Annotated in this window: 25 protein-coding genes; 16 read left to right on the top strand and 9 right to left on the bottom strand. The window is 46.1% G+C overall.

Features of this window, described 5'->3' with window-relative positions; translation table 11 throughout:
- The first annotated feature begins 35 nt into the window (after positions 1–35).
- The 5 genes from BAA9072_RS15980 to BAA9072_RS15960 all read left to right on the top strand — a co-directional run bounded on the left by BAA9072_RS15980 (position 36) and on the right by BAA9072_RS15960 (position 2,999).
- A complete protein-coding gene (locus tag BAA9072_RS15980; protein ID WP_201715682.1) occupies positions 36–1,151 on the top strand; it encodes a CaiB/BaiF CoA transferase family protein in 1,116 nt (371 codons plus the stop codon).
- A gap of 118 nt (positions 1,152–1,269) precedes the next feature.
- Positions 1,270–1,665, top strand: a complete 396-nt coding sequence (locus tag BAA9072_RS15975; RefSeq protein WP_201715681.1) for a VOC family protein — start codon at positions 1,270–1,272, stop codon at positions 1,663–1,665.
- Positions 1,666–1,774: 109 nt separating this feature from the next.
- Positions 1,775–1,975 carry a hypothetical protein gene (locus BAA9072_RS15970; protein ID WP_201715680.1) on the top strand — a complete coding sequence of 67 codons (201 nt, stop codon included), beginning with the start codon at positions 1,775–1,777 and terminating at the stop codon, positions 1,973–1,975.
- A gap of 20 nt (positions 1,976–1,995) precedes the next feature.
- Positions 1,996–2,229: a DUF3953 domain-containing protein gene (locus tag BAA9072_RS15965; RefSeq protein WP_201715679.1), complete on the top strand. Its 234-nt coding sequence runs from the start codon at positions 1,996–1,998 to the stop codon at positions 2,227–2,229.
- Positions 2,230–2,306: 77 nt separating this feature from the next.
- Positions 2,307–2,999 (top strand): MBL fold metallo-hydrolase, encoded by a 693-nt coding sequence (locus BAA9072_RS15960; protein ID WP_201715678.1) that lies wholly within the window; start codon positions 2,307–2,309, stop codon positions 2,997–2,999.
- Positions 3,000–3,028: 29 nt separating this feature from the next.
- Here BAA9072_RS15960 and BAA9072_RS15955 read toward each other — a convergent pair whose 3' ends face one another.
- Entirely contained in the window at positions 3,029–3,961 is a 933-nt protein-coding gene (locus BAA9072_RS15955) for a nucleoside hydrolase (RefSeq protein WP_201715677.1), read from the bottom strand.
- Positions 3,962–4,016: 55 nt separating this feature from the next.
- Positions 4,017–4,985: a helix-turn-helix transcriptional regulator gene (locus tag BAA9072_RS15950; RefSeq protein ID WP_201715676.1), complete on the bottom strand. Its 969-nt coding sequence runs from the start codon at positions 4,983–4,985 to the stop codon at positions 4,017–4,019.
- 109 nt (positions 4,986–5,094) lie between these two features.
- Here BAA9072_RS15950 and BAA9072_RS15945 point away from each other — a divergent pair, with 109 nt between their 5' ends.
- The 3 genes from BAA9072_RS15945 to BAA9072_RS15935 all read left to right on the top strand — a co-directional run bounded on the left by BAA9072_RS15945 (position 5,095) and on the right by BAA9072_RS15935 (position 7,371).
- A complete protein-coding gene (locus tag BAA9072_RS15945; RefSeq protein ID WP_201715743.1) occupies positions 5,095–5,928 on the top strand; it encodes an SDR family NAD(P)-dependent oxidoreductase in 834 nt (277 codons plus the stop codon).
- Between the two features lie 248 nt (positions 5,929–6,176).
- Positions 6,177–6,884, top strand: a complete 708-nt coding sequence (locus BAA9072_RS15940; protein ID WP_201715675.1) for a YwaF family protein — start codon at positions 6,177–6,179, stop codon at positions 6,882–6,884.
- A 46-nt stretch (positions 6,885–6,930) separates the two neighbouring features.
- Positions 6,931–7,371, top strand: a complete 441-nt coding sequence (locus BAA9072_RS15935; protein ID WP_201715674.1) for a hypothetical protein — start codon at positions 6,931–6,933, stop codon at positions 7,369–7,371.
- 53 nt (positions 7,372–7,424) lie between these two features.
- Here BAA9072_RS15935 and BAA9072_RS15930 read toward each other — a convergent pair whose 3' ends face one another.
- Together BAA9072_RS15930 and BAA9072_RS15925 are read right to left on the bottom strand one after the other, a co-directional pair.
- Positions 7,425–7,901, bottom strand: coding sequence for a GNAT family N-acetyltransferase (locus BAA9072_RS15930; RefSeq protein ID WP_408015243.1), 477 nt, complete (start codon positions 7,899–7,901; stop codon positions 7,425–7,427).
- A 143-nt stretch (positions 7,902–8,044) separates the two neighbouring features.
- Positions 8,045–9,787: an ABC transporter ATP-binding protein gene (locus tag BAA9072_RS15925; protein ID WP_201715672.1), complete on the bottom strand. Its 1,743-nt coding sequence runs from the start codon at positions 9,785–9,787 to the stop codon at positions 8,045–8,047.
- A 545-nt stretch (positions 9,788–10,332) separates the two neighbouring features.
- Between BAA9072_RS15925 and BAA9072_RS15920 the strand changes: the two genes are divergently transcribed.
- The 6 genes from BAA9072_RS15920 to BAA9072_RS15895 all read left to right on the top strand — a co-directional run bounded on the left by BAA9072_RS15920 (position 10,333) and on the right by BAA9072_RS15895 (position 20,017).
- Positions 10,333–12,042 carry a cache domain-containing sensor histidine kinase gene (locus BAA9072_RS15920; protein ID WP_201715671.1) on the top strand — a complete coding sequence of 570 codons (1,710 nt, stop codon included), beginning with the start codon at positions 10,333–10,335 and terminating at the stop codon, positions 12,040–12,042.
- A gap of 14 nt (positions 12,043–12,056) precedes the next feature.
- A complete protein-coding gene (locus BAA9072_RS15915; protein ID WP_201715670.1) occupies positions 12,057–13,214 on the top strand; it encodes a response regulator transcription factor in 1,158 nt (385 codons plus the stop codon).
- A complete protein-coding gene (locus tag BAA9072_RS15910) occupies positions 13,211–14,479 on the top strand; it encodes an ABC transporter substrate-binding protein (RefSeq protein ID WP_201715669.1) in 1,269 nt (422 codons plus the stop codon). The genes BAA9072_RS15915 and BAA9072_RS15910 overlap by 4 nt, the downstream gene beginning before the upstream one ends.
- A gap of 209 nt (positions 14,480–14,688) precedes the next feature.
- Positions 14,689–16,158 carry a glycoside hydrolase family 68 protein gene (locus BAA9072_RS15905; RefSeq protein ID WP_201715668.1) on the top strand — a complete coding sequence of 490 codons (1,470 nt, stop codon included), beginning with the start codon at positions 14,689–14,691 and terminating at the stop codon, positions 16,156–16,158.
- Between the two features lie 64 nt (positions 16,159–16,222).
- Positions 16,223–17,782 (top strand): glycoside hydrolase family 32 protein, encoded by a 1,560-nt coding sequence (locus BAA9072_RS15900; protein ID WP_230980897.1) that lies wholly within the window; start codon positions 16,223–16,225, stop codon positions 17,780–17,782.
- 378 nt (positions 17,783–18,160) lie between these two features.
- Positions 18,161–20,017 (top strand): dienelactone hydrolase family protein, encoded by a 1,857-nt coding sequence (locus BAA9072_RS15895; RefSeq protein ID WP_201715667.1) that lies wholly within the window; start codon positions 18,161–18,163, stop codon positions 20,015–20,017.
- 94 nt (positions 20,018–20,111) lie between these two features.
- On the opposite strand, the gene BAA9072_RS15890 is transcribed toward BAA9072_RS15895, so the two are convergent.
- Both BAA9072_RS15890 and BAA9072_RS15885 read right to left on the bottom strand, forming a co-directional pair.
- The gene (locus BAA9072_RS15890; RefSeq protein ID WP_201715666.1) at positions 20,112–20,681 is read right to left on the bottom strand and encodes a DUF6434 domain-containing protein; all 570 of its coding nucleotides are present in this window, start codon (positions 20,679–20,681) and stop codon (positions 20,112–20,114) included.
- 58 nt (positions 20,682–20,739) lie between these two features.
- Positions 20,740–21,066 carry a YnfA family protein gene (locus BAA9072_RS15885; protein ID WP_201715665.1) on the bottom strand — a complete coding sequence of 109 codons (327 nt, stop codon included), beginning with the start codon at positions 21,064–21,066 and terminating at the stop codon, positions 20,740–20,742.
- A gap of 142 nt (positions 21,067–21,208) precedes the next feature.
- Between BAA9072_RS15885 and BAA9072_RS15880 the strand changes: the two genes are divergently transcribed.
- Positions 21,209–21,577, top strand: coding sequence for a YkvA family protein (locus BAA9072_RS15880; protein WP_201715664.1), 369 nt, complete (start codon positions 21,209–21,211; stop codon positions 21,575–21,577).
- Between the two features lie 78 nt (positions 21,578–21,655).
- Here BAA9072_RS15880 and BAA9072_RS15875 read toward each other — a convergent pair whose 3' ends face one another.
- Both BAA9072_RS15875 and BAA9072_RS15870 read right to left on the bottom strand, forming a co-directional pair.
- Positions 21,656–21,814, bottom strand: a complete 159-nt coding sequence (locus tag BAA9072_RS15875; protein WP_201715663.1) for a hypothetical protein — start codon at positions 21,812–21,814, stop codon at positions 21,656–21,658.
- Positions 21,815–21,868: 54 nt separating this feature from the next.
- Positions 21,869–22,204 (bottom strand): DUF3221 domain-containing protein, encoded by a 336-nt coding sequence (locus BAA9072_RS15870; RefSeq protein WP_201715662.1) that lies wholly within the window; start codon positions 22,202–22,204, stop codon positions 21,869–21,871.
- A 73-nt stretch (positions 22,205–22,277) separates the two neighbouring features.
- Here BAA9072_RS15870 and BAA9072_RS15865 point away from each other — a divergent pair, with 73 nt between their 5' ends.
- Entirely contained in the window at positions 22,278–22,817 is a 540-nt protein-coding gene (locus BAA9072_RS15865) for a GNAT family N-acetyltransferase (protein WP_201715661.1), read from the top strand.
- A gap of 51 nt (positions 22,818–22,868) precedes the next feature.
- On the opposite strand, the gene BAA9072_RS15860 is transcribed toward BAA9072_RS15865, so the two are convergent.
- On the bottom strand, positions 22,869–23,045 hold the full coding sequence (locus BAA9072_RS15860) for a hypothetical protein (protein WP_201715660.1): 177 nt from the start codon (positions 23,043–23,045) through the stop codon (positions 22,869–22,871).
- Positions 23,046–23,066: the final 21 nt, after the last annotated feature.

Below are 23,066 nucleotides of genomic sequence, written 5' to 3'. Positions count from 1 at the left end.
TGAACGGTTCCAAAACGAGGAGGTACGATCCCGCTATGTTGAAGGGCATTCAAGTGATCGACTTTACCAACTATATACCCGGACCTTTCACCACTTTACGCCTTGCAGAGCTTGGAGCGGAGGTGATTAAGATAGAACCCCCCGAAGGAGATCCGTCAAGACATAACGGAAACGGGTTGGTATTCGACGCTCATAATCGGGGCAAAAAAAGCATCGTCCTGAATCTAAAACAGGAGGAAGGGAAAAAGATCGCCCTTGACCTGATACGAAAGGCTGATGTCCTCATTGAAAGCTTCCGGTCCGGCGTAATGAATAAACTCGGTCTCGGATACAAAGAGGTGAGTACCATCAATCCGGCCATAATCTACTGCTCGATAACGGGCTATCGGGGCCGTGGGACGATGTCTCGGCTCGGAAGTCATGATTTGAATTATATGAGTGTAAGCGGAGCACTAGCACAACTGAAGGACAGAAGTGGAAGACCGGTTCATCCAAGTCATACATTTGCCGATTATATCGGAGGACTGGTTGCAAGCGAGCGAATCCTGGCCGGACTGGTGGCGAGAGGGATATCAGGGGAAGGAAGCCATCACTGCATTTCCCTTGCAGAGAGCATGGCCTCAATGATGACCAATCATATTCTGATTGAAAAGGAAACAGGATACGGGAAGGGGATTCAGGTCTTAAACGGTACTGTGATTTCATACGGGTTGTATGAAACGAAGGATAAGGGATTCGTCAGCCTCGCTGCCCTGGAGCCGAAATTTTGGAGTAACTTTTGTCAGGCTGTTGGCAGGGAGGGCTGGCTGTCGGCACACTACTCGAAGCCGGAATCGGAAAACCCCGTTTACCGTGAGCTGGTCGATCTGTTTAAGAGCAAAGCACGTTCGGAATGGGCCGCATTTGGCCAGGAAGTGGACTGCTGTCTTACCCCGGTCCTCGAGGTGGGTGAGCTCGAGGAAAACCCCGTTTTTAAAGAAACGGGGTTTGTTTCAGAAGATGGGCAAGTGAACATGTACGGGGATTTGAAGCAAGGAGCTGCCAGAATGGCTCCGGAAAAAGGGGAACATACCAAAGAGGTTCTGGGGAACTGGCTTAACGTCACGGATGAGCAAATACAGGATTGGGAGAAGACAGGCATAATAGGGTAAGGGAAACGAAATATGGGTCAAGTGTGTTTAAATGGAATATTCATAAAAAAAGAAGGGATTCTCCCCTATATACCGAAATGATTATAGTGAATGATAGAAATCCAGGGAGGTATGAACAATGGGGAGATTAGTGCATTTCGAAGTACATGTGGATGATATGGAACGGGCAAAAACGTTTTATGGCGGGGTATTCGCCTGGAAGTTCGAGGACTGGAGTGAATACGCCGGAATGCCTTACGTCGGGGCGGTGACCGGGGACGAGAATGAGATGGGAATCAATGGTGCATTAATGCAGCGCCAAAGCGCCCCTCCTGAACCGAACCAGGCAATGAACGGATATTCGTGTACGATGGGCGTCGAGAACTATGATGAAACCGAGAAACTTATTCTTGAACATGGCGGCAAGGTGGCCATGCCGAAGTATGCTCTCCCAGGAATGGCGTGGCAGGGGTATTACATAGACACGGAAGGAAATGTGTTCGGGATTCATCAGCCGGATAAGGATGCGAAGTAGATAGAAATGAGTGTCTGACCTGAAAGAGGGTTAGGCACTTTTTTTGTAAGGAACACGGAGTGGAAGGATGTGGTAAAATAAGGATGTAAAAGAGAAAGGGGAGTAGCCTGTGGAAGTCTACATATTCATGCATTTTTCAATTATCATCATCTACTTGACCGTGCATGCCTTATTGAAGCTATTCTCGATCGCATACAATCGACGTGAGCTAACGAAGCGAAAGTATCGGTGGATGGTGACCATCACGCTTTTGACAGGAACCATAGTAGCATCAATCTTCCCTTTTACCATTAAAACATTGTTTACATAAGAAGAAATGAGGAATCTACTGTGCTGAAAAAAATAAGAATGACAACAGGCGTCATCGTCCTGGCACTATCACTCTATGGGCTACTTTCGGATGATAACGATTTGCTTCCTTTTACCATGGCGGGGTTGTCGGTCCTCTTGGTCATCATGGGGACAGAAGAACAGCAGAAGCATCGGAAGTCATATCGAGGTTATCTTTTTTTTGGAGTAGCCGCGTTTCTGCTCTTTGTTTCTATTGAAAGCTTTATCTATTGATCAATAGTTCTCGTTCATAAAAGGATAATGTTCCTTTTTCGTTGAATCATTTTAAGTAGAGGTGAGGAGGAGTGAAAGTGGATTATCTACTGGAACAGGTGAACAATCAACTATATGTGTTGGCGGTTTGGGATGCTGAATGGAGTACATATACGAATGCTTACTTTATCCAGGGGGATGCTGGATTGACAGTGGTCGATTCGTGTAAAGAGGGTCACTTGGTGTTTCTCCAGCATGCCTTAAACAAAATCGGGAAAACAGCTGACGATGTAAAGCTGATGCTCGTTACCCATGGGCATGAAGATCACGTGGGTGGGGCACCGTTATTCACGAAGGCAAAGAAAGTCATTCATACTGATGAGATTTTCCCGGATGCGTCTTCCATTAGGGGGGAGCTTCTTGACAGGGGAGTGATAGGAAACTTCGAATACACCAGAGTAGGCTATCATTCCCCAGGTTCTGTGATTTTCTTTCATCGTCCCACCAAAACAATTTTCACGGGAGATTTCCTTTGTTTTTTTGGAGATCCTTTGTCGGAAGGAGGGCTTGTTTCAAAAGGGGATGATCTTAGACAAGCCTGGATCGAATTCCTTCAAGGTGGTGGGGTTGCAAGACAGGATTTACCGCAATTTCTGACTGGACTTAAAATCATGAAGGAATATGATCCGGACGTGATGTGCACAGGACATGGGGGAGTGTTAGTGGGTGATGTGGGCGTATTCCTTGATGAGCTAATGACTATTGGTGAAAAGAATAAAAAGAAGGAATAGGCCTACCCCTCCTTTTTTGATGGGACATATTATTTCTTCCCGGTCATGACCTTGATAAAGTCTTCCAGAAACAGTTGATAATCAAACTCTAAATAAATATTGATGTTTTTTTCAGCCGGTTTGGAACTGACCCTGAAATCGGCGATGGATGTACCCTGACCGGATCCCGAGGTCAGTACTTCCACGTCCCTTCTGATCGTCTTTCCCATGTCAGGATTCACCATCAGGGATAGGGTGACGACATCATGCAAGGGAGCACCGTTTATTCCGGGAACCAGCTTTGTATAGGCGTCGATATAATATTTCATAATATCATCGATGATCTCCACGAGAGGATTATCCGTCATCTGTTGGATGATTTTGATGTGTTCAAGGGTGACAATCGCTTTGTTCGTGACGTTCAAGGGGGCTATATAAAGATTGTCGAGGTTCTTGACGATAAGCTCAGATGCGATGGGGTCCCCGTAGAAGTTTGCTTCTGCTGAGGCAGTAACATTCCCAGGGACCAAAAACGCTCCTCCCATAATATAAAATTCGTTGACTTCTTTCGCGATATTTTCACCTAATAGGTAAAGGGAAGCGAGAGACGTGTTCCTCCCGACATCCACAATCGTGACATCGTCATTCTCCTCGATGATCGTATAAATTTTGGAGAAATTAGTGAGTTCACCTGAGAAGTTCTCCGGAGGGCGGATTGGGCCCAAACCTTCCTGGCCATGGATTTCAGGATAGTAGGTGGGGATTTTCCCCGATGAAGGACTGTTGGCACCGCCGATGATCGGTATATCCGTCCTTCCGGCAAGCTTGAGCAAATAGGCAATGTTATCGGTTGCCTGTTCCTTGTCGACATTTCCGTAACTGGATACGATCCCGAGTACCTTAATTTCCGGATTCAACAGGGCGTACATGATGGCAAGGGTATCGTCAATCCCGGGATCCGCAAATAAGATGATGTTTTTCATGGGCATTCTCCTCACGATAATCGTATTTCTATAACGTATCGGAAAAAAGGGGGAATTATTCCATTCGGCGATAAAATGCCACAGTCGCCTCTGCCATCTCCAGGACCTTCTGCTGAAGGCAGTCTGGTTCCATCACCCTTACCTGATCAGCGAATCCGAGAAGGTATCCCTTCGCCTCTTCTTCTGTGTCAAAGGAAAGAGTCACGGGTATCCAGGCTGAGCCGCTCCGATCTCCGACTTCCCGTACTCTTGCAAACCGGCCCGTGAATGTCAGTCTTGATAAAATGTGTGGAGATACTTCGACTTTCACTTCATATGAAGGGAGCATTTTAATGAAACGTTGCGTTGAGGATGACCAGTACTGAGCAAGATCGAAGCCTTGAGGTCTTTCGAAGCATTCATCCAATGGTTCGGTGTTCTGTATCCGGGATACCCTGTAATTCCGAAACTCCCCATTTTCCTTCGCAGCTACGAGATACCACAGGTCTCCTTTTGCCACGAGACCGAGTGGTTCCACCACGCGATCGTCCGTTTCTCCGTCAGCACGCTGGTAGGTGATCCCCAGTTTGGTTTCTGTCCAGATCGCCTCTTTGATCACTTCAAGGGAGGCTGTTTTTTCTTTCTGCTTTCGCCAAGAGCTTGTGTCGATGTGAATCCGGTTCCATACGTCCTTCGCGTTTTCCCGGTATGTGGACGGGAGGGAGGCGATAAGCTTGTTCCGTGCTTCCTCCGACGTGCGGGTCAGGCCGAGGTCCTCAAGAAGGTGAGGGGAAGGGGACACGAACAGCGTCCGGATTTCCGATTCCTTCAGTCCGGTCAGATTCGTCCGATAGTCGTCAAGTAAAGACCATCCCCCGTTTTGTCCCCGTTCTGCGATTACCGGAATCCCGCTTCCACTCAGGGCATCCATGTCCCGATAGATGGTCCGTTCAGACACTTCCAGTTTCTCTGCCAGATCTTTTGCGGTCATCCGCCCTTGTGTTTGTAGCAGTAACAGGATGGATACCAGACGGTCGCCTCTCATATAACTCACCTTTTTCTTGTTTTTAGTTTTATTTAATGAAATATGACACTGGATGTCAAGAATGGAATCGTATAATGGGGTTATCTCACATGATGAAAGGATTGGTTGGATGAAATTACTTACTGAAAAGGTAGCACTTGTTACAGGAGGAAGCCGGGGAGCGGGACGGGCCATTGCCGTTGAATTGGGCAAAGCCGGGGCCACTGTATACGTCACGGGACGGAGCACGAAAGGGAATTCAACGAAAAACTTTCCCGGGACGATTGACGACACAGTTATCCAAATCGAGGAAGCAGGAGGAAAAGGAATCGCTGTTCGTTGTGATCATACAATCGATGAGGAAACGAAGGCGGTCATCGAGCAGATTCGTGAGGAACAGGGAAGGCTTGATATTCTCGTTAATAACGTGTGGGGGGCTCATGATATCGGAGTAAATCCGGGTGCTTTCTGGGAACTGCCACTAGAAATTTGGGATAAAATGTTCACGGCAGGAGTACGGGCCCAGCTTGCAACCAATCATTTTGCCATCCCCCTGTTGCGGGAAAATAAAGAAGCCCTGATCATCCATACGACGTTTTGGGATGAAGGCAAGTACACCGGACAGTTCTATTATGATTTGGCAAAAAATGCACTCGTCCGTATGGCGTACGGACTTTCAGAAGAGTTAAAAGACGAAGGGATCGCGGTCATGTCCGTATCCCCGGGATTCATGAGAACAGAGCTCGTACTCCAACATATGGGAGTAAGTGAGGAAAACTGGCAGGAATCAGAAGCCCTGCAGAAATCCGAAACCCCTTATTATGTGGGGCGTGCCATCACGTCACTGGCGACGGACTCAAAAGTCATGAAGAAGACGGGACAGGTGTTGAGAGCAGGAGACCTTGCGGAAGAATATCGTTTTACAGATGTGGATGGACGGTATATTCCTCCATTTACGATGTAGGAAATATAATCGGACTGGATGCGATCATAACTTCTCAATCATAAATCTGCAAAAGGAGACTCTTATACTCTCATTTCTGAATACCTGGTCAGGGCTGGTCATCGGAAAGGTAATTAAGGAACGGTGTATGGTGATAGCCTTCTTCTAGTTTAGAATCCATTAAATTTGTACATTCAATTCTTAGTCAACCCCTATACCGAATAAACTATCAATGATAACCACTTTTCAAAAGGAATAGGGGTGGCGTAATGTTTTCCGTGACGGAGATGCAGACGTTCGAATTGTTTTCTGTTCCCCATATCTCGGTGCTTTTGATGTTTATGGCATTATCATTTTGGATGGTGTACTTTAGACATTTCCTGAAGAGATATCAGTCTTTCATGAAGTGGACGTTATGTTGGATGCTGGTCCTGAGTGAAGTGTCTTGGCATACCTGGCTTGTGGCCACCGGGACGTGGGAAGTTGGAGATCTGCCCCTTCAGCTTTGTTCCATCAGTACATTCATCGGGATTTATCTATTTCTTAAACACAGTCAAAAGGCCTTTTATCTGCTCTTCTTTATCGGTTTTCTTCCTCCGATTTTAAGCATGCTGACGCCTGAAATGGTTTATCAATTTCCTCATTTCCGCTTTCTGAAATACTTCCTCCATCATGCAGCCATTGCGTGGTCGGTCCTTTATTTCATTGTATATGAGGGATACCGGGTACCAAGAAAAGCTATCTGGACCGGCTTTCTGATGGTCAATCTTCTCGCTTTGCCGATCTTCTTCCTGAACCTTTTTCTCGATACGAACTTCTTCTACCTGGCGAATCCGACAGAATCCAAAACGATCTTGTCCTTTTTCGGAACGGGGGTCATATATTATATTAATCTGGAAATAGCGGCACTTGTCGTGTTTTTTCTAACGTATCTTCCTATGGATATGCTTGTGAGGAGGGAGAGGGTCAAAGGGTAACCATTTTCCTGTGGGATACGTCTAAAGTTGTAAAGGGGTGAAGGCTGTGAAAAAGATACTGGCAATCAGCAATATCATTGCCGTGATCGCAATTATTCTGTTTATCATCCAACCGTTCCGTACAGCACCGCCGACACCGAATGTCACAGCAGGAGAAGTCGCCATTCCAGCGACAGAGGGCTCCTATTGCTGGAATGGGCTTTTTTCAGGTCAGTGTGTAGATAAGGAGTATTCAAGTGTCGTGGCGATGGCAGGGGAAGAGGAGCCGACTGCCGTGTCCCCTGGAGAGAAGATCACCGTGAAATTTAAAAAGAAACCTCAAAAGATCGATGCAGAGCAATGGATCGGGGAAGAGCAGAGAGATAGCATAAAAGTGAAGAATCACACGATCGTGGTTCCCGAAAAGAAAGGGGTCTATGTATATCACCTAGTGGCCCACTGGAAGCAGGGAGATGGCAGTTATGTGTTTTCAGTGGAAGTGAAATGAGGTTGAATGAAATACCCAAAACACGCTTGGAGCACCAAGCGTTTTGGTGTGTCTTACAGCTTGAGCTTCAACCCTTCATGGGTAGCCTGAAAACCCAGCCTCTCATAAAATCGTAATGCATCCGGCCTCTGCTTATCCGTAGTCAGTTGAATGAGGTGACATCCCCGTTCCTCTGCGCGACCGATAGCCCATTGAATCAGTTTCGTGCCAACCCCTTCCCCTCTTACAGAAGCGGAGGTCCTTACGCCTTCTATCGTCGCTCTCCACCCACCTTGATGGGTGAGGTATGGAGTGAACGTGATTTGCTGCACACCGACTATTTTTTCTCCGTCACAAGCGACTACTAATTCGTTATTTGGATCAGAATCAATGGCTTTAAATGCTTGGATGTAGCTTTCGGGAAGGGGATGTTCGTAACGTTCCCGTTTACTGCCAAGTACATCATCAGCGAGCATTTCGACGATCCGATCTACGTCTCTTTCAACAGCTTGTCTAAAGTGCAATTCTCTCTCCAAGTGAATCCTCCTCATAATGAAAACGTTATGGATAGCTTCTATGCTAACGGAATTGATCTAATAAGTGAATGATATTTATTTTATGAAAAGTTATAAGTTTATCTTATGTAAAAGTAAAGAAGGCTCTCACTCCAAAATGGTATGAGAGCCTTCTCGATTTACACGTGAACCTCAAACTGTTTTGAATACAGTCTGGAATAAGAACCATCTAGCTTTAGCAGTGCTTCATGTGTCCCTTCCTCAACAAACCTTCCATCTGACAACACTACTATTCTCCCGGCGTTCCTGATTGTCGATAAGCGATGGGCGATTACGAGCGTGGTCCGACCTTGTGCCAGCAACTCCAGGGATTCCTTGACGATACTTTCGCTTTCATTATCAAGGGCACTCGTGGCTTCGTCGAGAATGAGGATCGGCGGGTTCTTCAAGAAGACACGGGCGATACTGATCCGCTGTTTCTGCCCGCCGGATAACCTGACTCCGCGCTGACCGATTTCGGAATGATAACCTTGTGGCAAACAGGTAATGAATTCGTGTGCGTTCGCCTGCTGGGCAGCCATCATCACCTCTTCGTCTGTCGCTTCCGGATGCCCATATCGGATATTTTCCATGACCGTTCCGGAAAAAAGGTACACATCCTGCTGCACGATTCCGATGTTGCTTCTGAGAGAATGCAAATCCAGATTTTTCACATTTTCACCATCGACATAAATTCCGCCAGCCGTGACGTCATAGAAACGGGGAATCAAAGAGCTAAGGGTCGTTTTTCCCGCTCCAGATGGTCCAACCATCGCTACGTATTCACCTGGAAGAATCTCCAGAGAAAGATTTTTGAATACCGCTTCCAAGGACGAATCGTAATGAAATGAAATGTTTTTCAATAAAATGTGTCCCTTCACGTTTGCCAGAGACTTTGCTTCAGGCTTATTTTCGATCACCGGTTGGGTGCTCATGATTTCCATGAATCGCTGAAACCCTGTAACCCCCTCCTGCAATTGCGTACTCATATGAGTGAGCCTCTGAATCGGTTCGATCATAAAGCCTATATACAGCAGAAAGGTGATCAAATCAGCCAGGTCAAGGGTCGCATTCACAATCTGAATGGACCCGAAGATAACGATGGTGATCGTAATCAACTGAATGAACGCTTCCGTCCCGTTATAGAAGTAAGCCTCTGCACGATAGGTTCCCTTCCGGCTCTCCAGAAACCGTTGATTCTCCACATTGAATTTCCTGATCTCAAGAGATTCATTGGCAAACGACTGAACGACGCGGATGCCGGATAAGGAATCCTCCACCTGGGCATTGATATCGCCGATCCGCTCTTTGTTATCCGTCAGCGCCCGGTTCAGCCTCTTATTGAAATAAAGTGAGAAGAACCCAAGGACCGGAAAGAAACAAAAGACGGTCAGAGTAAGTGGAGCATTGATCCAGAACAGAATCACAAACGCTCCAAGAAAACGAACGAGATATTTCACATAATCTTCAGGACCGTGATGGTAAAGCTCCGATACCATTAAGAGATCATTTGTCACACGGCTCATCAGCCGGCCGGTCTTCTCTTTATCATAAAAACTGAAAGAAAGCTTCTGCAGATGAGCGAATAATTCGCCTCTCATATCGGTCTCCATTCGTGCACCTATCTCATGCCCCTTGTAATCCACAATATAATTCCCGACATTTTGGAAGCAGACAAGAATCACCATCACTCCGCCGACCCAAAGGACATCGGTAAAAGCCGTGGAAAGACTTCCTGAGAGAACATCCTTCGTCACATAACGAACAAGCAACGGAAAAACGAGAGTCAGGGAAGACGTGATCAAAGCACAGAACAATACACTAAGAAAAATCGAACGATACGGTTTGTAATACGAAAGAAATTTTTTCACTGGAAATGACATAACATACCCCTTTATGTGTTAGTTCACAAAACACATATAAGGGGGAAGACCGTCAACGTTAAAAAGGTGTTCCACCCTTATATATTCGAACGGTTACCATAGCAATGTTTCTCATGAAAACAGCCTCCTTTAATTTCGATATATTCATTGTATGATGGGGATGAGGAAAAATAAAGTTAATTTTCTGATAATGAATCAGATCGGAAAAATTGTATCACAAGGTATCCAGTTTTGATTCAAGTCAATATATAAAGATTGAGGGTGAGGGGGGCAATACATATGGAACCGAAGCGAAAACAGACAGTAGATCTATAGAGAAAGAAGAGATAGTAAAGAACAACAACGCGTCTGTAGTTGGCGCACGTGAAGCTCCCTGCGTCCTAAAATGGCCTGCACCCACATCCCATCAAAAACATAAACTGTCTTTCCCATGTGCAACCTAATGCAAATGGGCTATATTCAGCCACTGCTTGCGACTTCCGGATCATTGACGGTCTTTCGGCACTATTATAGTGTTTTTGTCAGAAAGAAAGGGGGCGGTGCCGATGCGAAGTGTCCGCAGCAGGCTGTTAGGGATGCTGATTCTGTTCATCATCCTGCCGTATTTTCTGTCGGTGTTCATCATTTACAGCAACACGAAGACGAGTGTCGAGGAACATGAGGTTGAGACGAGCCGGGAAGAATTGAAGGAAAGCGGATCCGTGCTGGAACGGTATTTCGGGGACATCATTTCACTGCCTTACGCCCTTTACAACGATCCCGACGTGTTACAGGTGTTCGAACAGGGACTGGAAGGTGATCGAGAGGATTCCTTCGAGAGAAGCATGAAGATTTTTTCTGTTTCCCGACCTGATATCCGACAGCTGGGCTTTTATTTCAAACGGGATGAAGAGGCGTTAACAGTGTATCGTTCGAAGTTCAGTGCGCCGAAGATACAGAAGGATTTTCTCGATACCCCCATATTTAAAGAGCTTTACAAGTCAGATGGGAATTATCTGATTGAGGCACCGCATGTGATTGAGAATGCCACCAATGCGGCCATCATTCCAGAATCGGATAAAACGAAGGTCCTCACCATTCTTCACAAAGTGAAGAATATCCTGACGGGAGAATTCCTGGGCTTTTTGTCGATGGACCTGGAGGTGAATTCGTACGGATCAATCATCAGGCATTTATCCGATACGGGGGACGCGCGGGTGGCCCTCCTTGACGAAAAGGGGACCACTATTTACTCCAGTGGGAAAGGGAAGACCTTCAAAGGAGAAGCGTCTCCCGATGAGCTCGTTCTGAAAGAGAACCTTGGAGGAGAGTTGGAAGATTGGAAGCTCGTGAAGATCATTCCGAAAGATGCCCTGTTCAAGGACGTAAATGAGACGGCGTACTCGAATATTCTATTAGGTGTCGGTGTAGTGATTCTTGGAGTCATCATGGTGATGGTGATTTCCCATATCATCACGAAGCCCATCGTCCACTTAAGTGAAAAGGTAAGGAGCATTGAAGGCGGCAATCTGGACATCGACTTCTCCACTTCCCGGAAGGATGAACTCGGGCACCTGGAGGAACATATGGACGAAATGATGAATCGGATTAATCAGCATATCGATCGGGAATATAGGCTGGAAATCGAAAGCCGTACCAATCAGTTTCGTGCCCTTAAGTCACAAGTGAATCCACATTTTCTTTTCAATGTCCTTCAGACGATCGGCGCTGTCTCCCTTAGGTCCAATGCGAAGGATGTTTACAAGCTCATCACCTCCCTGTCGAAGATGATGAGGTATTCCCTCCATGCGGATCAATGGGTCACGGTCAAAGAAGAGCTCGCCTATATCGAAGCGTACCTTTCCCTGGAGAAGGAACGCTTCGGGGAGTGTGTCCAGGCTGAAATAAGTGTCGAAGAAGAGGTCCTTTCCGCATCAATTCCGAGCATGATTCTCCAGCCCCTTGTGGAGAATTATTTCAAGCATAGCTATGAAGAAGGATATGAGCACTCTTCTTTGATCATACGAGGAAAAAAAGAAGGGGACCTGATGACATTCATCGTTCAAAATACAGGGAGCTCCATGACAGTTGAAGAACTGGAGCGGCTCCAAGCTTCATTGCACAAGAAAGGTTCTGTGACATCAGGGATCGGGCTGAAAAACATTTATGAACGCCTGCAGTTGAATTTCAATGAGGAAGCATCGTTTAAGATAGATCGGATGGAAGGGAATGGATTCAGGGTCATCATGACGCTTCCATTCCGGGAAGACCGTTAGGGAGGGGAAACCAAATGAAAGCATTGATCGTGGATGATGAACGTAATGTCAGAAACGTCCTCCGTCAGCTTGGGGAATGGGACAGACTTGGCATCACGGAGATCCTGGAGGCGGCAAATGGAGTCGAGGCACTTGGGATCATCCAACATGAGAAACCGGATATCGTTTTGACAGATATTAAAATGCCGAAGATGTCGGGGATGGAACTCATAGAAGAAATCAATCAGCTTCCCTTCAAGGGTAAGATCATCCTGATCACAGGATATGACGACTATACCTACATGAGGAAGGCTATCCAGCTGAACAGTTTCGATTATTTACTGAAGCCCATAGAGGAAGAAGCGTTTCAGGCAGTGCTTGAAAAAGTAGTCGAGGCAGTAAAAGTGGAAGCGGCAGAGGGAATCGAGCAGAGAGAAATCCTGGAAGAGGCATTGAAACTGAGGAGTAATCAGATCATCACCGCCATCTGTTCAGGTGAGAGCGTAGAGGAAAATGCCGCTGCCAGCCTTCTTCCTGATGAAGAGGAAATGGACATGACGCTTCTCTCTTTCTATGGGAAGAATCGTCCCAAAATACATATCGACGCCCTGGATGAGGAACTCAGATCCAGGAGAATCGGCAGGGCATTCACCTATCTTGAGGTGGAGAACCTGTGCATCGTGTTCACCATGGAGAATCAGTGGCTTTATGCAGAAGAGTGGTTGAGTGAGAACATGACCGTTCCCGTCCGCCTCGTCCAGGACAAACTTGATTCCCAGGGATCCACCCCGGAAGTGTTCAAAAGACTATCCCGGCAACTCGAACAGAATCAGTACCGGACGATCCGCCGCCCGGATGAAATGGAGGCGGCGAGGAGGATAAAGGAGATTGTCTCTTATGTTGAGACCTACTATATGGAAGATATTTCTCTTGAAAAGCTGTCGAGAATGTTTTTCCTCACCCGTGAGCATATTTCAAGGACGTTCAAGAAAGAAACGGGTATGAATCTGTCGAAGTTCGTGACAATTCTCCGGGTAGGGCAGGCAAAGTCGTGGCTTGCCGGGACAGAAGATTCGATTTACTCCATTGCCACGATGCTCGGCTATCAAGATGAGAAATACTTCTCCAAACTATTCAAAAAAGTGACCGGAAAGACGCCGTTTGAGTACCGATCCAGCGGGGAATCAGAATGAAACCAACACTGCTTAAAGCTTTCATCATCGGCTTCCTTTCTGTCACGCTAACAGCCTGCGGCGGGGAGCAAGAAAAGAAAAAAGAATCACAACCTGAGGAAGATAAGGTCACTCTTACAATCCGAAATCCCAAGGTGGAAATCGCCAGTGAGTTCGAACAGATGGTTTCCGCATATGAGGGTGAGCACCCGGGAGTTGCCATCAAAGTGGAAACGGTAGGAGGAGCGGCGGATGATTACTCCGATATCACGGCGAAGCTTGCAGCAGGAAGAGGACCGGATATCTTCACCAACCTCGGACGGGAAGCGGCGAAAGAATGGAGCAGGTTCTTAGAGGATTTGTCAGAAGAACCATGGGTCGACAGGGCGTCAGAAAATGTATTGTCGGGTATCACCCTTAATAATAAGGTATATGGAATGCCGATGAATATTGAAGGGTTCGGAATCGTCTACAACCGGGAACTCTTTGCCAGTGCCGGCATCACCTCACCACCATCCACATACCGGGAGCTGGAGGAAGCGGCAGCCAAGCTGGAAGGAAAGGGGATCATGCCTTTCGCCAACGGTTATTATGAGGATTGGAAGCTCGGGCATCATATGGTGAGTGTTGCCTTTGCCCAGTCTGAGAGAGGATTCACTCAAGGACTGGAAGATGGTTCAGCAAGTTTCAGTGAAGACGCTGCTTTCCAGGATCTATTCACCCTCATCGATCTGACAGTCCGTTACGGAAATAAGCGCCCGACAAGTACGGATTATTATACAGAACTCGAACAGTTTACAGAAGGAAAGGCCGCCATGATTCTGCAGGGAAACTGGATCCAGCCGCTATTGGAAGGAAAAACAATATCCGCCGGCATGTTCCCCGTGCCTCTTGGTGATCGTGAAGAGAGCAGGATATTGGCAGGCGTCCCCGGGTTCTGGGTCATCAACTCCCAATCCTCCCCGGAGGAAAAACGGGAGGCGAAAAAATTCTTGAACTGGATGGTGTCATCCGAAAAAGGCAAGGCATACTTGACGGAAGAATTCCACTTTATCCCGGCTTTCAAGGACATCCCTGTTAAGGATATCGGTCCACTTGGTAAGGAAACCCTGAAGCTCATCAATGAGACGGACACCTTCAACTGGTCCTCCTTTTCCCCTTGCAGCAAGCGGGAGATGGGTGAAATCATGCAGGATTACATCGATAAAGAAAGCTCAAGGCAAGAAGCATTAGAAGAGTTTGACATGGCCTGGAAGGAAGGCGCGTGTCTTTCATCCACCTCTTAGGCCTGGCTGTTAAACGACTCGTCCAGATGGGCGGTCGTTTTTTACATGACTTCTATCCCCCATATGAGCCCATCTTCCCCTTTATCAATTTAAGACGAAAATGACATCAAACCATGCCATATCCAGTTCTGGCCCCACCTCTTATACTGATAAATGTAAGGCGAACTTGAATCGCCATACGGAATACGATCTTATAGGAGGAATACATAATGAACTATCATCAATTTGTCACTAAAGCAACCGTTGTTTCGTTAAGTGCATCCATTCTGTTCGGAGGCATCATCACATCGGCATCTGCCAACGAAGCTCCGGAAAAAGGATACAAAGAAACGTACGGAACGTCACAGATCACCCGCCAGGACATGAAAAACATGGTCGGCCAGCAGCAAGACGCCCAATTCAAGGTCCCTTCCTTTGACGCATCATCCATCAAAAATGTAGAATCAGCAACCAAGATTGATGAAAACGGAAAAGAAATCAAAATGGATGTATGGGATACATGGCCGCTTCAAAACGCAGACGGCACAGTCGCTGAGTACAACGGCTACCACATCGTCTTCGGACTCGCCGGTGATCCGGAAAATGCCAACGACACCTTCATCTACATGTTCTATAAAAAAGTCGGCGACGATTCCATCGATGCCTGGAAAAACGCTGGCCGTGTCTTCGACGATGAAGACAAATACAAAGCGAACGACGAAACGTTAAAAGGTCAGGTAGAGGAATGGTCTGGATCCGCCCTCTTTACAGAAGACGGTGACATCCGTTTATTCTACACGAACCGCGGAGATTTCAATGAAAGCAAGGGCCTGTTTGGACGTCAATCATTGACGACGGCTCAAGTGAATATCTCTGAACAAACGTCAAACAAATTGAATATCGACGGAGTTAAGGATCACAAATCCATCTACAGCGGTGGCGACGGAGATACGTATGAAACTGTCGGGAAAGCATTTGAAGACCGAAACTTCATGAACAACCATACGCTCCGTGACCCGCACTACATCGAAGACGGCGGTAAAAAATACTTGGTATTCGAAGCAAACACCGGAACAGAGTATGGCTATTCCGGGGAAGATTCTCTTTATAACCGCGCATACTACGGAAACGGAATGAACTTTTTCAAGAAGGAATTCCAAGCCCTTCAGGAAAGCCCTAAGAAAGACCTGGCAGAGCTTGCCAACGGCGCCATGGGAATCATCGAAATCAACGATGACTATACCATCAAGAAAGAAATGAAGCCGCTGCTGGTTTCCAACATGGTAACAGACGAAATTGAACGCCCGAACATCTTCAAAAAAGACGGCAAGTTCTACCTGTTCACAAGCACACGGGGATCAAAAATGACCATCGAAGGAACTGACGATGAAGACATCTACATGCTCGGATATGTAGCCGACTCACTAACAGGACCATTTAAGCCAATGAACAAAACGGGAATTGTCCTTCATCAGGACCTTGATCCAAACGAAGTCACTTGGACGTATGCACACTATGTCATCCCTCAAAAAGAATCGGACAAATTCGTCGTAACCAGCTACATGACCAACCGTGGATACTTCCAAGACCACAAATCAACATTCGCTCCATCATTCCTGCTTGATATCAACAACAAGAAATCTTCTGTTGTAGAAAACGGCATCCTGGAGCAAGGTCAAATCACGTACGACGGGCAATAATAGCAAACTTCAAAAAAGGAAATGTCAGACATGGCATTTTCTTTTTTTAGTAGGTGGTGGAAAAATGGAACTAGAAAAAAGGAAGAAGGGAATCGTCATGTTGATTGTGCTGATCGTCCTAATGGCTGGAGCGGCTGCATGGTGGACAAAGGCACACGAAAAAGACAAGGAGCAGCTTGTAGATGAGGATGTTTCCTACCGCTCCTCCTATCACTTCACGACCCCGGACAAATGGAAAAATGACCCGCAAAAGCCGGTCTACTATAAAGGGAAATACCATTACTATTATCTCTATAACAAAGACTACCCCGAAGGCAATGGAACCGAATGGCGCCACGCCGTATCCGAAGACCTGCTTCACTGGGAAGACCAGGGAGTGTCGATACCGAAATACACCAACAAAAACGGTGACCCCTGGTCCGGCTCCGTCGTCATCGACCGGGAGAACACCGCACGTTTCGGAAAAGATGCCTTCATTGCGATCGTGACCCAGCCAACCGGTGAAACCGGCGAGCAGGAGCAATACATGTGGGTGAGTACCGACGAAGGTAAAACCTTCAAGAATTACAGTGGAGATCCTGTCCTGAATAACCCGGGAGTAGAGGATTTCCGTGATCCGAAGGTCGTCTGGGATGACGAACGTGACAAGTGGGTCATGCTCATGGCAGAAGGATCCAAGGTAGGATTCTATGAATCTGAGAATCTGAAGGACTGGACATTTACAGGGGATTTTCAGACATCGGACTTAGGTGTGTTAGAATGTCCGGATCTCTTTAAAATGAGGGCCCCCGATGGCACGGAGAAGTGGGTGCTTGGAGTGAGTGCCAATGGAGAAGCGGTCGGGGAACCGAATACGTATGCCTACTGGACCGGGGAATTCAATGGCAGTTCCTTTGAATCGGATCAGGCGGGTCCACAGTGGCTGGATTATGGATTTGATTGGTATGGTGGAGTGACGTTTGAAGACGGTAAGGCTGAGGATAAGGAAGAAAAGCGTTATGCTTTTGCTTGGATGAATAAGTGGTCGTATGCGGATAACACTCCGACGATGGAGCATGATGGTTTTAATGGAACGGATTCGATTGTACGTGAAATCAGGTTGGATGATGATGCTGAGGGTGGATATTTTCTTGCTTCGAAGCCTGTTGAGGAGCTTGATGGGTTGGTGGAATTTACTAAAACCTATGAAAACATCACCGTGGAGGATGGATTGGAGACGCTGGATATCAAAGGTGAGGTGTATCGGATCGAGGCGGATATTTCGTGGGAGGATGCTGATCAAGTCGGTTTCAGATTACGAGAGTCCGAAGACCAATCCCGACACATCGATGCAGGAATCTCTTTGGAAGGCGGCTACTCTTACTTGAACAGAAGCTTTACTGATCAACCCGATAGAAAAGGGACATTTGTGGAAAGCAAGGCACCATTCGATTCCGCTGATAAACAGCTTCATGTCACCATTTTAGTGGATAAGACGAGTGTCGAGGTGTTTATGGAAGGTGGTCGGATTGTCCAATCAAATTTGGTCTTTCCGCGAACTCACGATAGGGGGATTTCTTTGTTTTCGGAAGGGGGACAAGTGACGTTTAAGAAGCTAATGGTGGAGAAGCTAAAATCCAGTTGAGCTTGGTGGTTCCCATTCTTACTCGGACTTGCCTGTGGATTCGTTATTGGTCTTTCTCTTTCATACGATTTTGGGTAGTGAACCGATTTGGCGAATTGACTGACGGAAGATCAGACATTGAAAGCGAGAACACTTGGCGGTTTCATAGCCGGGTTGACAGCGATTAGTAAGATTTTGATTTTGAGTTTGTTCTCGGGGATTCTACAGAGGTTGTAGGAAATGTTGAAGGTCCGTCCCTCAATATGGAGGACGGACCTTCTCTCATATAGATATCAATCTATTGCCCCCAGGTCTTTTTTTCTGACAACCCCAATATCCTTATACTGTAGGGTTATTCACACCACAAACCTATAAGAACGAGCTACAGGGGGTTTAGAGATGAGCAAAAGGAAGTCGTTCCGTTGGGTTGTCATTGCTTTGGTCTTGTGTTTAATCAGTGCGATAGGTGCCTGGTTTGTACAAACGTCAGGGGGGAAGGTGACCGTAAAAGATCTGCGGTGGGAAACTCCTTCGGGTCATATGATGAGTGCGTTGCTGTATGTTCCGGATGATGTGTCGAAGGACAATCCGGTACCGGGGATTGTGACAAGTCACGGCTGGTATAATACGCGGGAGATGCAGGATCTGAATTATGTGGAGCTTGCAAGACGCGGGTACGTTGTCATTTCGATTGATATGTACGGGCACGGAAATTCCGATGCTGTGAAACCGGAGGAATGGATGAACCGGGGGACGGGCATGTATGATGCCGTGGAGCTTCTGGCGGATCTTCCTTATGTAGATAAGAGGAAAATTGGTGTGACGGGTCATTCCAATGGGGCGCGTGCAGCGAACTGGTCCATCAATGAAGATAATAAAAAGGATGAGCCGTTGATTTCGTCTGTGCTGTTAATTGCCAATGATGCCATGTATACCAATGATCCTGCAGAACCACTCTATTGGTCAATGCAGCCGAAGGATAAGGAATATGTAAATGTGTATGGGGCGAGGGATGTCGGAATTGTGGCCGCTCAGTACGATGAATTTTTCTTCAGAAGTTTGAAAGAGGACGGAACTGCCACCGTACCAAGGGACTTTATTAATACAGAGGCTGCCCAATCATTCCTGAATTTCGGTATTGATCCATCCGGTGGTGAGAAGAGGAAGAGCTACGAGATTTATAAGGAGGACGTAGACGGTAAAGAAGCAGCGAGGGTCATTTATAATCCTGCCCAAATCCATCCATGGAACCATATTTCTAAGGATGTCGTGACGAGTACCCTTGAGTTTTTCGAAGATTCTCTTGGGGCACCTCATCCGATCGCAGCTGACAACCAGGTTTGGCAGTACAAAGTGTTCTTTAATGCTGTAGGCTTGGTCGGATTTGTGATTTTCATCGTGAGCATCACCAAGTGGCTTCTTTTCACTGAAACATTTGCTTCACTACGAGCTGAAAAAGAAGCTGAGCCAATGACATTCCGTGATGGACGAGGGAAGCTTTGGTTCTGGGGTGGCCTCATTGTGGGTGCGCTCGTGTCTTATTTCAGTTATTTGAAGTTATCGACCTGGACCGTGGAACATATTACACCTTTCTTTCCACAGTTCCCGCCTTTTTATATCGGGATGTGGTGTTTGGTCACTGGTCTTTTTACGTTAATTGTTGTGGGGGCATGCTACTTCTTCTATTCCAAGAAGAACGGAATGGATCTGAGGGCGACAGGGATGGTCATCAGCTTCCGGACACTGGTGAAAACGATCGGGCTTGCCCTTTGTGTCACGGTATTGTCGTACAGCCTCGTGTTCATAGCGGATTATTTCTTTAAAACGGACTTCCGTTTATGGGTACTGACCGTGAAGGCATTCACTCCTGATAAACTATTGATCGCGTTGAAATATCTACCTTTCTTCCTTGTATTCTATGTAGCGAATTCCATTACGATCAATAGCTTTAACTTTATTAAACTAGGGCAGAAAGAATGGATGAATACGGCCGTATTGACCCTGTTCAATTCCCTTGCCATCATCATCCTGGTGGCCATCCAGTATATTGCCTTCTTTGTGACAGGGGAAGTATATTACAATGATTTGTCACACATCATCGGAATCTGGTTGTTCCCTATCATCGTAATCCTGATGGTGGCGGCCGTTGTTTCCCGAAAGATTTACAAGGTGACGGGAAATCCTTATCTTGCAGGCTTCATCAATGCGTTCATTATTACAATCATGACGGTGACAAATACATTGACGCAGCTTTAAAATAGAAAAGCCTCCGGAGTCTAGTCCTCTATAAGAAGGTCCGGAGGGTTTTTTACTGTATGGGATAAAACATTAGGGATGGACCTTCTTCGCATCAAGAGTCCCCTACATACTTATTACTCCCCGGAAGCTTCTTGATTTCATTCCAGGCTTCAATGGCATCTTCTCTCTTTTTCCCTTTATTGGCCGGATCGGCAAAGAAGTCACGTGTGAATTGATTGTATTCGAATTGAGGTGCGATTTTCTTTTCATATGCTGGGTCTTTCTTCCGATTGTCTTCTTCGTACCAAGCTTCGATTGCGTCACGGTACGTCTTTCCGACGTTATTTTTAAAATAGTTTTGGATATAAGTAGAGAAATGAAACCCGGGAATGACAGACTTGAAGAAGGTTCTGACGTTTTGACTGCAACGATGATGGTCAGTAATGATGGTATCAAGACTCAACACGTCATTATGTTCTTTTCTTCGAATCCCTGTTGATTTTCTGACGGCCTTTATAATTTCGCCTGTTTCCAGGAAAGTGCAAATTCGATCCGTTAGCTCTACCTTTGAACCTGAAGCACTGATTCCATACTCACGGCAGAATGATTGCAGCTCTTCTTTTAACCAATAGTACTCGTTAAACATTTCAATTGAGGTGTCCTTGCTTAATGTGGGTCTCAATGCTACCAGCTCCTAAAATTCCATTTACATCCACATTAGAACATGCGTTCTTATTTGTCTACTGCCTCGGCCCAAGCAACATTACACCAACCCCGATCAGACAAATCCCGGCACCGACCCAGTCATAAAGATCTGGTGTTTTCTTATCGATTCCCCATCCCCAGAGAACGGACAGAACGATGAACACTCCTCCATAAGCAGCGTAGACACGGCCGAAGGAAGGAAAGGACTGAAAGGTGGCAATGACCCCATAAAGAGCTAAGGCAATTCCGCCGGCAAGCCCCCAATACGAAGGTCTTCCTTCCCGCAGCCATAACCAGATGAGATAGCCTCCCCCGATTTCGGCGATACCGGCAAAGAGGAATAAGATGATGGCATTTAGCATGTTAACCACTCCCTATATTTGTTTGGGTAATTGAATTATAACGCAAATCAAGACTTGCAAACATTTGTCTATTTCCCCCAAACCTTCTACAATGAAAAGAACAAGAGATGGTCCCTCGTCTCAATACGGAGGTGGAAGTGAAATGGATAACACCGAAAAGCATTATTCAGAGGAAAAGTTTTGGGATAAGTTGAAACGGTATGGTGTGAAGGCTGGACATTCCGTTGTGTATACGGCGCTGCTCCTTTATTTTGTCCTGCAGAAACCGGATGTTCCGAAAAAGTCGAAGATGATCATCATCGGGGCACTAGGATATTTCATCCTTCCTACGGATTTCATACCGGACATGGCAGTGGGGGTGGGGTTTACAGATGACCTTGGCGCACTGGGTCTCGCTTTATTGCAGGTATCCATGTATATCGATGATGAAGTGAAAGGGAAGGCCAAGGCGAAGTTGAGAGACTGGTTCGGTGAGGATGTGGATACGTCTGAGGTGGATGGGAAGTTGTAATGAATGAAGAGCGTCATTAATATAGGCGTTGATGATGCTTTGTCGGGTGGGGAAAATGTTTTGTCCAGTGAATTCTCTTTACCATGCCCACCATATATCTTCTTTGGGCTCATACTTTTTCGTAAAGTAAAGCCCCATGTACCACAATGCCGATACAATTAACAGTAAAGTCCCATCAGAAATAGAGGACCGGATCGTGCTCCATTCGAAGGCTGAAAAGGATTTAAGGTATTTCATCGTGTAGGCTCCTTTTGTTCCATTTATCGTAAATGGATAGGAAGGGATTTCTAACTAATTCATTATGATTTCTATTTTTAATGCTGTGGTCTTTGGAGGATTGGACTCACGAATGAAATCATACCAAACCGATAGATTATATCCTTCCTCTATATGGTTTAACATTTCTTCATCCTTAACACCGACATGGATGGTGTCAGAGAACCTTTGTCCGGATTGATCCGTTAGTTCTAGAGTTATGCCTTTATTGCGCTTTTGGAGAACTTTTCCCTGGATGAATTTTTCAGAGGAAAAGTCTTCATAAGCTCTTTCAGAACGGCGGTCATCACAACCATATAGAACAAGAATAATACTGACCATCAGCAGAAAGCAGGCACTCTTTCTCATCATCTTCGTTCACCTCCATATATCAGTCGAAAGAGAGAACCATTCCGTTACATTTAAAGTGAAGGGGGGAGGTCCTATGAAAGAAAACATTCAACTGGTTCCACTTACGAAAGAGCTCATTAAAGACGTTAATGCAGCAAATGATCCGTTCACTATTTTCGGGAGAATCGAACCGAGCTTGGATAGTGGAACCTGGTCGTATAAAGAGGTTCTTTATCCTGATGCAAAGGAGATCCAATTTCCAGACGACCAATTGAATTGGAATGATTATATCCATAATCAGAACAAGGCATTGTTTTTGGCATATTTGAAGGAAGAGTGCATAGGTCAGGTCAGAATCACCAAAGAGTTGAATCGATTCGGTTATATTGAAAATATCGCAGTAAAGAAGGAGTTCAGAAAACACGGAATCGGCTGGCTGCTCTTGGATAAAGCTGAGGAGTGGGCGAAGGAGAACTTCCTAATCGGCTTATCGTTGGAAATGCAGGATGATAATGTGGGGGCATGCCGATTTTATATCCGTTATGGCTTTAAATTAGGTGGGGTGGATAATTATAGGTATTACACTAATCCGAATATGGATAAGGCTTTGTTTTGGTATAAGGTGTTTTCATAAAAAGGAGCTTACCCGAATGGATAAGCTTTTTCTTTTGGGCCATTTTTGTGATTATTGCTTTTCGTCGAATAAATCTTCATCCCTCTCAGGTTCTTTGATACCATGCTTCTTTTCGAAGTAGCGTCCAATGACCGAGTTGTTAATACCGTCACGTACGGCTCTTTCAATGATCATATAGAAGAGTAATAGGCTGACGAGTCCACTTAAAATGATCAATGGAATTTCCATAGCTTCATCTCCATATTTATT

This window comes from Rossellomorea arthrocnemi (assembly GCF_904424705.1).
GTDB lineage: Bacteria > Bacillota > Bacilli > Bacillales > Bacillaceae_B > Rossellomorea > Rossellomorea arthrocnemi.
The sequence above is the reverse complement of the archived record's forward strand: the minus strand, read 5'-3'. Positions and strand labels throughout refer to the sequence as shown.